This window comes from Streptomyces sp. NPDC001770, assembly GCF_053596135.1.
On sequence record NZ_JBSFFN010000026.1, the window covers coordinates 57,661 to 69,272 of the forward strand.

At 72.0% G+C, this 11,612-nt stretch carries 9 protein-coding genes; all 9 read left to right on the forward strand.

Annotation, left to right across the window (positions count from 1 at the left end; translation table 11 throughout):
- Positions 1–9 precede the first annotated feature (9 nt).
- The 9 genes from ACWCSV_RS22585 to ACWCSV_RS22625 all read left to right on the forward strand — a co-directional run bounded on the left by ACWCSV_RS22585 (position 10) and on the right by ACWCSV_RS22625 (position 11,612).
- Positions 10–1,017, forward strand: a complete 1,008-nt coding sequence (locus tag ACWCSV_RS22585) for a hypothetical protein (RefSeq protein WP_451144897.1) — start codon at positions 10–12, stop codon at positions 1,015–1,017.
- Entirely contained in the window at positions 1,014–2,288 is a 1,275-nt protein-coding gene (locus ACWCSV_RS22590) for a cation:proton antiporter domain-containing protein (RefSeq protein ID WP_451144899.1), read from the forward strand. Before ACWCSV_RS22585 ends, ACWCSV_RS22590 begins: the two co-directional genes overlap by 4 nt.
- Before the next feature lie 471 nt (positions 2,289–2,759).
- On the forward strand, positions 2,760–4,598 hold the full coding sequence (gene asnB, locus ACWCSV_RS22595; RefSeq protein ID WP_451144901.1) for an asparagine synthase (glutamine-hydrolyzing): 1,839 nt from the start codon (positions 2,760–2,762) through the stop codon (positions 4,596–4,598).
- Between the two features lie 83 nt (positions 4,599–4,681).
- Positions 4,682–5,539: a TauD/TfdA dioxygenase family protein gene (locus ACWCSV_RS22600; protein WP_451144903.1), complete on the forward strand. Its 858-nt coding sequence runs from the start codon at positions 4,682–4,684 to the stop codon at positions 5,537–5,539.
- Positions 5,540–5,553: 14 nt separating this feature from the next.
- Positions 5,554–7,161, forward strand: coding sequence for a GMC family oxidoreductase (locus tag ACWCSV_RS22605; RefSeq protein WP_451144905.1), 1,608 nt, complete (start codon positions 5,554–5,556; stop codon positions 7,159–7,161).
- Between the two features lie 255 nt (positions 7,162–7,416).
- Complete coding sequence (locus ACWCSV_RS22610; protein ID WP_451144907.1) at positions 7,417–8,793, forward strand: hypothetical protein; 1,377 nt, start codon at positions 7,417–7,419, stop codon at positions 8,791–8,793.
- 12 nt (positions 8,794–8,805) lie between these two features.
- Entirely contained in the window at positions 8,806–9,504 is a 699-nt protein-coding gene (locus ACWCSV_RS22615; protein WP_451144909.1) for a class I SAM-dependent methyltransferase, read from the forward strand.
- A gap of 12 nt (positions 9,505–9,516) precedes the next feature.
- Positions 9,517–10,809, forward strand: coding sequence for a diaminopimelate decarboxylase (locus tag ACWCSV_RS22620; protein WP_451144911.1), 1,293 nt, complete (start codon positions 9,517–9,519; stop codon positions 10,807–10,809).
- Positions 10,791–11,612, forward strand: a complete 822-nt coding sequence (locus ACWCSV_RS22625; protein WP_451144913.1) for a 2,3,4,5-tetrahydropyridine-2,6-dicarboxylate N-succinyltransferase — start codon at positions 10,791–10,793, stop codon at positions 11,610–11,612. Before ACWCSV_RS22620 ends, ACWCSV_RS22625 begins: the two co-directional genes overlap by 19 nt.

Sequence of the window (11,612 nt, forward strand, 5' to 3'; positions counted from 1 at the left end):
GCGACGTCGATGAAGGACATACCCCACCCCTACGACACCGCGCTGTACAGCCGGCTGTTCCTGAACTGCTACCAGCGCCAGTCCCTGGTGATGCTCGCCGAGCGCGGCCGTCCCGTGCACCAGCTGCTCTTCCGCGGCCTGGTCAGCACGGACGAGATCCTGCGGCAGGTCATCAGGGAGCAGCGCCCCAAGTACGGCTTCGAGAGCGGCATCGCCGGGCCGGACGACCTCGCGCTCATCGGCGTCGTCAAGGAGGAGGCCGCGTTCGACTCCTACGCCGACGCGCGCGCCCTGCTCCTCGACATCGTCGCCCAGGAGGGATTCGCGATCCTGGTCGGCGACGTCTTCTACTGGCCGCACTGCCCCGAGTACCGCACCAAGCACCTGGTGCACACCATCGTGCTCACCGGGTACGACTCCGGCGCCGGCGCGTGGCGCATCCTGGACGACAACCCGGCGAGCCTGCTGTGCTCGTACACCTATCCCGAGGACGTCATCGCGGCCTCCTTCGACAACAACGAGCTGCGCCGCGTGCGGTACTTCACCACCAAGGACCTCGACCCGGCACGGGCCGGACAGGGCACCCGCGAGGCCTTCGCCGCCCTCCTGGCGGAGTACCGGGACAGCCACGCGCTGCTGTCCGGGGTGGAGGACCTGATCTCCAGCCGCTGGATCGCGCCCGAGCGGGTCTACGCCTCCCTGCACGCAGCGTTCTCCCTCTACCAGGGCTCGCGCATCGCGCTCAGGGAGTACCTGCGGCACGCGTCCGGCGACACGGTCCTGGACGAACTGCTCGACCGGATCGTCCAGGGCGGGGCCGACGGCATGAACCACATGCTCCTCGCCCAGGTGACCGGAGCACTCGACGTCCGGTGGACGGCCGAGGCGTGCCTGCGGCTCCAGCGGGCCGAAGAAGAGCTGCTGTCCCGGCTGCGGACCCTCGCGGGCGCCACCGGACCGGGCACCACGACCGGAACCACAACCGGCCCCGAGACGGCCACCGGAGGCGGCGCATGACGGAGACACAGACGGCGGTGCTCCTCGCCGACATCGCCCTGATCATCGCGGTGGCCCTGCTCGCGGGCCGGATCGCCCGCCGCCTCGGCCAGCCGGCGGTCATCGGGGAGATCGCGGTGGGCGTGCTGCTCGGCCCGACCCTGCTGAACGGGACCGTGGCCGACACGCTCTTCCCGACCGACATCCGGCCCTACCTCGGCGTCGTCGCCAACGTCGGCCTGGTCCTGTTCATGTTCCTCATCGGCCTGGAGTTCGACTTCGCCCGGTTGCGCGGCTCGGGCCGGGTCACCGGGGCCGCCGTCCTCGGCTCCACGCTCGTCCCCTTCGCGCTCGGCATCCTGCTCGGCTGGTACCTGCTGCGCTCGTACGACCCCGACCACCGCGCCGCCTTCGTCCTCTTCATCGGCGTCGCGGTGTCGGTGACGGCCTTCCCGGTCCTCGCCCGCATCCTCGCCGACCGGGGCATGAGCGGCACCTGGCTCGGTGCCGTAGCCCTGTCCGCGGCGGCGTTCTGCGACCTCGCCGCCTGGACGACGCTGGCCGGCCTGCAAGCCCTGGCAGGGGCGGGCGGCACCCGCCCGTGGCTGGTGCTGCTCTGTGTCCCGTACGCCCTCGTGCTCTTCTTCGTCGTACGCCCCCTGCTCACCCGGTTCCTGGCCCGGCGGGGGAGCAAGGAGCCCCTGTCGGCCGGTGACGTCACGGTCGTCGTCGCCGGGGCGCTGGCCTCGGCGGCCCTCACCCAGCTGCTCGGGCTGCACTTCGTGATCGGCGCCTTCCTCTTCGGGCTCGCCATGCCCCGGCTGCACCCGGCCGGGCACGAAGGCCTGCTGAGGCGCACGGAGCACACCACCACGCTGCTGCTCCCGGTCTACTTCATCGTCGCGGGCCTGAAGGTCGACCTCTCCGGCCTCGGCGCCGACGGTCTCGTCCAGCTCGGCTGGATCATGGTCGTGGCGGTCACCGGGAAGTTCGCCGGAACCTGGCTCGGCGTCCGCTCCCAGGGCCTCCCGGCCCGCAGCTCCGCGGTCCTGGCCGGCCTGATGAACACCCGGGGGCTCACCGAACTCATCGCGCTCGGCGTCGGCCTGGAGGCCGGGCTCATCGACGAACGGCTGTACTCGCTCTTCGTCGTCATGGCCGTGGCCACCACGGCGATGACCGGCCCGCTGCTCGGCCGCCTCATGGGACGGGACGACGGCTCTCCGCCCCTCCTCGACCCGGACCTCGCCGTACCGCCGCGCGAGCGCGCGGTGGCCGGCACCGTCCGGTGACCCCGTGTCCCCGGTCTTCGGCGCCGAACCCGGTCCGGACGACGGGATGTTCACCGCCGTGCTCCCCCCTCCGGCCCGGTCGTCCCCGGCGCCCGCATGGACCTCTCCACGGGGCGCCGGCGGGTCCCGGACGGGTCCCGGCGGGAGCTCGTCGGCACAGCCTCCGCCGTACCCGGGGCCGCGCCCGCCGCCACCCCGGAGGATGTCTGATTTGTCTCCGTGGGCATCAAGTTGCCACGCAACTTGATGCCCACGGCGGGGCGAACTGCGGCACCGCGCGATCTGGCAAAGTCGTTCACGGCGCCGGACCGGGCCGGCAGGAATCCCCCCGGTTTCCCGCCCTCCCGAACCGCCCGCGCGGGGCTGCTCTCCCGGCTCGCACCAACCGCCCCCGCGCCGCCCGGTTCTTCAACACCCCGCGTTCTCGGACTACTCGAACAAAAATGCTTCGTACCCCTGGAGGTGAACCGCATGAGTGGCGTGGTGGGCTGGATCGACTTCCGGCGCGACCTGGGCGACCAGCTCGGCGTGCTGCGATCGATGACGCGGACGATGGCGCACAGGGGCCCAGACACCGAGGACGTGTGGATCGGCGGGAACGCAGCCGTCGGCCACCGCGGCCTGGCCACCGGACGCCCCGACGACGTGCGCCCCGCTCACATCGTCCTCGGCGGTGACACGGTCCACGCGGCACACACCGGCGAGGTCTACAACGGCGACGAACTGCGCCGCGACATCCAGGCGGCCGGCGGCGCCCTGCGCGGCGGTTCGACCGCCGAAGCGCTCCTCCAGGCCTACCTGCTGTGGGGCACCGGCTTCGTGGAGCGCGTCAACGGCGCCTTCGCCTTCGCCGTCTGGGACGGCCGCACCCGGCGACTGCACCTCGGCCGCGACCGGATGGGCGTCAAGCCCCTCTACCACCATCCGTACGACGGCGGGGTCCTCTTCGCCTCCGAGCCCAAGGGCATCCTCGCCAACCCCCTGTTCCGGCCCAGCCTGGAGCTCTCGGCGCTGCCCGTCGTCCTCCAGCCGCGCCTGGCCCGCCCGGGCGAGACGCCGTTGAAGGACCTGTACGAGGTCGAGCCCGCCCACGTCGTGACCTACACCGCGAACGGGGTCACCCGGCGGCGCTACTGGCAACTGGTGAGCGAGCCGCACCACGACACCTTCGAGGAGAGTGCCCGCACGGTCCGCGAACTCCTCGACGACACCGTGCGCCGCCAGCTCGCCACCGGCGTCCCGCTCGGCGCCATGCTCTCCGGCGGCGTCGACTCCACCTCCGTCGCCGCGCTCGCCGCGGGCGCCCTGCGCAAGGACGACCCGGACCGGCGGCTGGCCACCTTCTGCGTGGAGTTCGAGAGCGACCCGGCGCACTTCGTGGCCACCGAGCTGCGCCCGGACATCGACGCCCCGTACGCCGCCGAGGCCGCCGCCTTCCTCGGCACCGAGCACGCCACGCTCACCGCTTCGGTGCAGGACCTGCTGGACGTCGTCCCCGCCACCCGGCGCGCCCGTGACCTGCCCGGCTGGGGCCAGTTCGACGCCTCGATGTACCTGATCTTCCAGCAGATCCGCGCCAACTGCCCCGTCGCGCTCACCGGCGAGGCCGCCGACGAGGTCTTCGGCGGCTACCCCTACTTCTTCAAGCCCGAAGGGCTGGCCGCCGACCGCTTCCCCTGGCTCTTCGACGGCCCGAAGCTGTCCCGCTACCTCGTCCCCGACCTGCTCGCCGAGCTGAACCCGGAGGAGGACGAGCGCGCCCGCTACGCGGACGTCCTCGCACGCGTCCCCCGGCTCGCGGGCGAGAGCCCCGAGGACGCCCGGATCCGGGAGGTCTTCTTCCTCGGCCTGGCCGGCCCGCTCTCGGTGATCCTGGACCGCAAGGAGCGCATGAGCATGGCCCACGGGCTCGACGTCCGGGTGCCGTTCTGCGACCACCGGCTGGTCCAGTACGTGTGGAACGTGCCCTGGGAGATCAAGTCGCGGGGCGGGGTGAAGGGGCTGCTGAAGGCCGCCATGGCGGACATCCTGCCGGCGAGCACCGTGAACCGCAGGAAGAGCGCCTACCCGCACGTGCAGAACCCCGCCTACGACCGGACCCTCCTCCAGGAGGCGACCTGGATCGTCAACGACGACGCCTCGCCGCTGAAGCCGCTGTTCGACACCGGGCGCACCAACGACCTGATCCAGCAGATCTCTTCGGGAACCGTCCACGGCGAGCTGCCCGGCGGCTCCAACCAGGCCGCGATGCTGATCCAGCTCGTCGAGATGCGGCGCTGGATGGACGAGTACCAGGTGTCCCTGCCCTGACCCGCCCGACGGGCCCCGCGATCCGTGCGACGGAACCGGGCGCCGCCGACGTACCGACCGACCCCCCCAGGGAGTACCCCTTCATGCTCGAACTGGTCCCCATCACCGACGGCATCGGCACCGAGGTCCGCGGTATCGACGTCACCCGGCCGCTGTCCGACCACGACTTCGACCGGATCTACCAGGCCTGGATCGACACGACCATCCTGCTCGTCCGCGGCCAGGACATGACGCCGGAACAGCACATCGGGTTCACCCGGCGCTTCGGCGAGGTCTACGCCTACACCCGCTCGCAGTTCAACGACGTCGACCACCCCGAGATCCTCATCCTGTCCAACCTCACCAAGGACGGGAAGCCGATCGGCTCGGCCTACAGCGGGCGCGTCTGGCACAGCGACGGTGCCTACCTGACCCAGCCGCCGGTCGGCTCCATGCTGTACGCCCGCGAGATACCCCCGTCCGGGGGCGACACCTGGTACGGCAACATGTTCGCCGCGTACGAGGCGCTGCCCAGGGCCGTCAAGGAGCGCATCGAGGACCTGAAGGTCGTCATCAGCCGGGTCCAGTCACGTCCGTACAACTACCCCGACCGGCCGGCGCCCACGGAGCAGGAGCGCGCCGAATGGTCCGAGGTGGCGCACCCGCTGGTCCGCGTCCACGAGGAGAACGGCCGCAAGGCCCTCTACGCGGGCGGCAACGTGCCCTGGCGCATCGAGGGCCTCTCCGAGAACGAGAGCGCGCCGCTGATCACCTTCCTCCAGGAGTTCGCGATCCAGCCCCGCTTCACCTACCGCCACCAGTGGCAGGCCGGCGACATCGTGCTCTGGGACAACCGCAGCGCGATGCACCGGGCCACCCCGTACGACCACGTCAACCACCGGCGGCTGCTGCACCGCACCACGATCACCGGCCGGCGCGGCGCCGCCGCCGCGGCCGCGTGAGGGGGCGGGCAACGGTGAGGTACGACTACGTCGTCGTCGGCGCGGGCGCGGCGGGCTGCGTGCTCGCCGGCCGCCTGACGGAGAACCCCGCGATCCGCGTGCTGCTCCTCGAGTCGGGCAGCGAACGGCGCAGCCCGCTGCTCAACGTCCCCGCCGCCGAGACGGTGCTGATGGGAAACCCGAAGTACGACTGGTGCTTCGAGACCGACGCCGACCCGACCATCGAGGGCCGCAGCGTCAGCATCCCCCGGGGCCGCCTGCTCGGCGGTTCCAACCAGATCAACGGCATGATCTTCGTGCGCGGCCAGCGCCAGGACTACGACGACTGGGAGGCCCTGGGCAACCCGGGCTGGTCGTGGGCGGGCGTCCTGCCGCACTTCCGCAGCCTGGAGCGGGTCAGCGGCATCGACGGCGACAACCGGGGCCGCGACGGACGGATAGCCGTCGGACTGCCGCGCGACCGCGACGAGCTGACCGACGCCTTCCTGACCGCCGCCGTCAAGGCCGGCTACCCCGAGAACCCGGACTACAACTCCGGCGACCAGGAGGGCTTCGGCTACTACCAGGTCAACCACGAGGAGGGCCGCCGCTCGTCCGCCGCGGGCACCTACCTCAAGGCCGCCCGCGGCAGGCCCAACCTCACCCTGGTCACCGAGGCGCACGTCACCGGCCTGCGTTTCGACGGCAAGCGCTGCGTCGGCGTCGACTACCGGCGGGGCGAGGGCGAGCACCGGGCCGACGCGGCCCACGAGGTGATCGTCAGCGCCGGAACCGTACAGTCCCCGCAGCTGCTCGAACTCTCCGGCATCGGCTCGGCCGCCCACCTCGGCGACGTCGGCGTGCCCGTGGTGCACCACCTGCCCGGCGTCGGCGAGAACTTCCGCGACCACTTCGCCGCCCGGCTGCGCTGGCGGGTGAGCCGCCCGGTCACCTTCAACGAGCGTTCCCGCGGCCTCGGTCTGGCCCGCGAGATCGCGCGGTACGCCCGCGAACGGCGCGGCCTGCTCAGCCTGCCGATCGCACTCGGCCACGGCTTCGTCCGCTCCGACGACTCCCTGACCCGCCCCGACCTCCAGTACCACTTCGCGCCCGCCAGCTACGGCGGCGGCCGCAGCCGCCGCCTGGACACGGCTCCCGGCATGACCCTGGGCGTCTACCCGCTGCGCCCCGAGTCCAAGGGCTCCGTCCACATCCGCTCCCGGCAGCCGCTGACCGCGCCCTCGATCCGCACCCGGTTCCTCGAATCGGAGGCCGACCGCGCCACCCTGATCGCGGGCATGCGCATCGGCCGCCGCATCGTGGAGGAGCCGAGCCTGGACGCGTACCGGGCGTTCGAGCTGCTGCCCGGCAGCGACGTCCGCTCCGACGACGAACTGCTCGCCTACGCACGGCAGTACGGGGACACCTCCTACCACCCCGTGGGCACCTGCCGGATGGGCGACGACCCGCTGGCGGTCGTCGACGCGCGGCTGCGGGTGCACGGCGTCGAGGGCCTGCGCGTCATCGACGCCTCCGTCATGCCGGCCATGGTCTCGGGCAACACCAACGCCGCGAGCATGATGATCGGTGAGAAGGGCGCCTCCCTCGTCCTGGCCGACCACAAGGACAGGACCCGCGCGTAGGCCGTGTCCTGAAAGTCCCGCCCGTCCGGCGACGCCCGGCACGCACGCTCGCCGCGTTGCCGGGACCACCCCGGTGCACCCGGTACCGGGGCGGCCCTCCGCCCAGCGATCGCCCGCACCGGACGCCGACGGACCCGTCCTCCGGGTGGACGGAGCCACGCGCACCACACGACCTGGCCGCCGCCGCGGGGCCGTACGCCGGCCGCCCCCGCGGCGCCACCTCCAGCAGCAGTCGATTCCAGAACGGGAACTCCTATGCCTGACAACCCCACGGTGGACCGTTTCGACTACCCGTCCAACCTCGCCAGGGCCGGCTCGTACCGCACCCACCGCAGCGCCTTCTGGCCCCCCGCGGACGGCTACGCCCTGGGCTGCCTGGACCTCGCCGGAGCCACCCCCGACCTCGGCGACGGGTTCCGCACGGCCCTCGCGGACCTCCGCGTCGCCGTGGAAGCCGAGTGGCAGCGGGTCAAGGAGATCGGCATCCCCGCCCGCCGCCGCTTCAACGACCCGATGGCGATCGCCAAGGCGGTGCGCGCCGTCGCCCGGCACCTGCCGGGCGAGGCCGACCGGCGGGCCGCGGAGCTGCGCGCCAACGCCGTCCAGGACGGCTACGACGACGACATCCTGCGCGAACTCGCGTCGCTCCAGGAGCAGATCACTCTCGTCGCCGGCCAGGTCTCCACCTGGTACGGCAAGGAGGTCCGGGGTCTTCCCACCGCCTTCGCCTGCCGCGCCGACGAGGCGCGCCAGCAGCTGGTCACCGACGCCCTCGCCGGCCGCGACGAGGTGACCGCCTATCTCCGCGGCCTCCACGCCGACCTGCGCCTGGGCGACCTGCCGGCCTTCGGCGCCGCAGAACTGTTCTTCATGGCCGGAGAGGGCAACCTCCACCCCAAGCACATCGCCTACTTCCTCCCCGAGGACGAAGGCGTGAAGCACTCCCCGTTCAAGAAGACCTACTACTTCGCCAACTCCCACCGTGCCCTGCTCGACACGGTCTCCGCACCCCTGGCGCGGCGCTTCCTCGACGTCGGCGTGGAGTTCGACCCGGCGCACGAGCGCTTCGCCGCGATCCCCACCCTGGGCGTCCTCAGCCACGAGCTCGGCCACTTCGCGCACCGGCCCGCCACCGAGTACAAGGACCTCAACGCCGCCGACCGCTGGGCTTCGGTGGTCCTCCAGGAGGTCGCCGCCGACGTCTTCGGCATCCTCATCCTCGCCGACGTCTGGGCACCCCGACTGGGCATCGACCCGGCCGACTGCGTCGCGTACTACCTCGCCGAGTGCCTGCGCTACACCGACCGCGGGCTCGGCCACTTCCCCGACAGCGACGGCATGTTCCTCCAGCTGTCCTACTTCGTCCAGCTCGGCGCCCTCGACCTGACCGGTACCCCGCGCCTGACGGGAACGCCGCAGGTCGTCCTCGCCGGACTGCGCTCACTGGCCCGCGTCCTGGCCGACACGCTCCTGGCCACCGACGCCGACCGGGCCCTCCACCTGCACCGCGGCTACGGCCCGGCCACGGCCGCCCCGCTCGCCGCACTCGTCGAACGCCTCCGCCCGGAGCCCTTCCGGTCGGTCGAGTACACGCAGGAACACCTCCACTCCGCCGCGACTTCCGGCCGCTGAAAGCGAGACACGATGATCACCGAGGCGAACCAGGATCTGAGTCAGGTGCGCGACTACTACACGGCGCAGCGCTCCACCGGCGGCGAGGGCGAGAGCATCTACGCCATCTGGGAGAAGGGTGGCGCGTTCAACGACTCGGTCACCCCGTCCACGTACGTCCCCGAGTACCGCTCCCACATGTCCCTCAAGCTGCTCTCCCTGACCGACGAGGGGGCGTCCGTCTTCTCGCTCGGCTGCGGCAACGCCGCCGTCGAGGGCGTCGTCGCCGGACTCGGCCGCACCGTGCGGGGCATCGACTTCAACGAGGAGGCCGTCCGACTGGCATGCCAGAAGGGCGTCGACGCCTTCGCCGCCGACTACTACACCCTGCGGCCCTCCGACGTCGCGGGCGCCGACGTCATCTACGCGGACGGCTTTCTCGGCCACCTCTTCGACGCCGACCAGGAGATCGCGCCCGCCCTGGACAAGCTGACCTCCCTCGCCCCCAAGTCCGGCGCGTACCTGATCTTCTCCAACGACGCGCCGCAGGACCGGGAGGCGCACTTCGCCCCCCACCAGCGCGTCGCCGACTTCTGGTACCTGTCCAAGGACTACCTCGCCGAGCGCCTCGAAGAACGCGGCCACCACGTGGTGGAGAGCTACTACTTCCCCTACCTGCGCCCGGTCAGCGGCATGCGCAACCGCACCATCTGCATCGCGCGCGTCTCGTAGCGGGAGGAAGCCGTGCCCATCTCCGACAGCTTCGCCGCGCGCCTGAATCCCCTCCTGGGCGACCTGGTGGCCACCTACGGAACGCCCTTCCACATCTACGACGCCGCGGGCATCGTCGACACCTACCGCGCCATGACGGACGCCTTCGCCGACGAGCCCTACCGGCAGTACTTCGCCGTCAAGGCCCTGCCCAACCCGCACGTCCTGGCCCTCCTCCTCGCCGAGGGAAGCGGCCTGGACTGCGCCTCCCCGGTGGAGCTGGAACTCGCGGGCAGCCTCGGCGCCGGGCCCGGCGACACCGTGTTCACCTCCAACAACACCGCCCGCCACGAATTCGAACTCGCCCGCAAGACCGGATCGTTGGTCACCCTGGACGACTTCACCGCCCTGGACCGCTGCGACCCGCTGCCCGACACGGTCGCCTTCCGCGTCTCCCCCCACGGACTCTCGGCCGGCTCCCGACTGATGGGCGACGCGCAGGCCACCAAGTTCGGCGTGCCCGTCGGCCAACTGGCCGACGCCTACCGCGAGGCGAAGGCACGCGGCGCCCGCCGGTTCGGCATCCACGGCATGACCTGCGCCAACGAACTCGACGTCGACCGCGCGGCGCGCGCCGCCACCGACGTCATCGAACTCGGCGCGCGCATCGCCGAGGACACCGGCATCCAGCTCGACTACGTCAACGTGGGCGGCGGCCTCGGCATCCCCTACCGCCCCGAGGACCGGCCCTTCGACTTCCGCCGCTACGCCGAGGCCATCCTCGCCGCCCGCCGCGCCGCCTTCCCCCGATCCGCGCCCCGCGTCCTCATGGAGTGCGGCCGCTACGTCACCGGACCGCACGGCGTCCTGGTGACCACCGTCATCAACCGGTGCGGCAAGGGCCGCGAGGTCGTCGGCGTGGACGCCTCGATGTCCGCGCTGATGCGGCCCGGCTTCTACGGCGCCTACCACCACATCACCCTGCCCTTCGCGCAGGGCCGCGCCGAAGCGCCGTACGACGTCGTCGGCTCGCTCTGCGAGAACATGGACAAGTTCGCGATCGACCGGCCCCTGGCCGATCCGCGCGAGGGCGACGTCCTCCTGGTGCACGACACCGGCGCACACGGCCACGCCATGGGCTTCACCTACAACGGCCGCCTGCGCCCCGCCGAACTGCTGCTCACCCGCGACGGCGACGTCGTCGAGATCCGCCGTGCCGAGACCTACGACGACTACGTCAGCACCGTCCCCGGCAGCCCCGGGTCCGTCCTCCCCGCCGCACCGCACGCACGACAGGAGCGCCCCGCATGTACTCCCGACCGCTGATCGAGGACGCCTGGGAGCGCCGCGCCGCGCTGACCGAGGCCGAGCGCGCCGAGCTCGCCCCGCACGTCGAGGCCGGACTCGACGCCCTGGACCGCGGCGAACTGCGCGCCGCGAACCCCACCGACGGCGGCTGGGCCGCCGACCCCTTCGTGAAGAAGCTGATCCTGCTCTCCTTCCCGCTCGGCACGAACACCCTGGCCGAGGCCGGTCCCGGCAGCCCCAGGAGCTACGACAAGATCCCGCTGAAGTTCGAGCACTGGCAGGAGCCGGAGTTCGAGAAGGCGGGCATACGCGTGGTGCCGGGCGCGATCGTCCGGCGCGGCGCCCACATCGCCCCGGGCGCCGTCCTCATGCCCTCCTTCGTCAACATCGGCGCCTACATCGGCGCCGGCACGATGATCGACACCTGGGCGACCGTCGGCTCCTGCGCCCAGGTGGGGGAGCGCTGCCACATCTCCGGCGGCGCGGGCCTCGGCGGCGTCCTCGAACCGATCGGCGACAGCCCCGTCGTCATCGAGGACGACGTCTTCGTCGGCGCCCGGAGCGAGATCGCCGAAGGAGTACGGGTACGGCGCGGCGCCGTCATCGGCATGGGCGTCTACCTCGGCGCCTCCACCCCGATCGTGGACCGCGCGACCGGCGAGGTGACGCGCGGCGAGGTCCCCGAGAACGCCGTCGTCGTCCCCGGCACCCGGACCGACCCCGTCAACCCCGGCCTGGCCACGTACGCCGCGGTCATCATGAAGTACGCCGACGAGCGCACCCGCGGCAAGACGGCCCTGAACGACCTGGTGCGGGACTGA

Excerpts from the sequence above, each read along its gene's own strand:
- ACWCSV_RS22585 (WP_451144897.1), top strand. The coding sequence starts at position 10 with ATGAAGGACATACCCCACCCCTACGACACCGCGCTGTACAGCCGGCTG.
- ACWCSV_RS22590 (WP_451144899.1), top strand. The coding sequence starts at position 1,014 with ATGACGGAGACACAGACGGCGGTGCTCCTCGCCGACATCGCCCTGATC.
- asnB (WP_451144901.1), top strand. The coding sequence starts at position 2,760 with ATGAGTGGCGTGGTGGGCTGGATCGACTTCCGGCGCGACCTGGGCGAC.
- ACWCSV_RS22600 (WP_451144903.1), top strand. The coding sequence starts at position 4,682 with ATGCTCGAACTGGTCCCCATCACCGACGGCATCGGCACCGAGGTCCGC.
- ACWCSV_RS22610 (WP_451144907.1), top strand. The coding sequence starts at position 7,417 with ATGCCTGACAACCCCACGGTGGACCGTTTCGACTACCCGTCCAACCTC.
- ACWCSV_RS22615 (WP_451144909.1), top strand. The coding sequence starts at position 8,806 with ATGATCACCGAGGCGAACCAGGATCTGAGTCAGGTGCGCGACTACTAC.
- ACWCSV_RS22625 (WP_451144913.1), top strand. The coding sequence starts at position 10,791 with ATGTACTCCCGACCGCTGATCGAGGACGCCTGGGAGCGCCGCGCCGCG.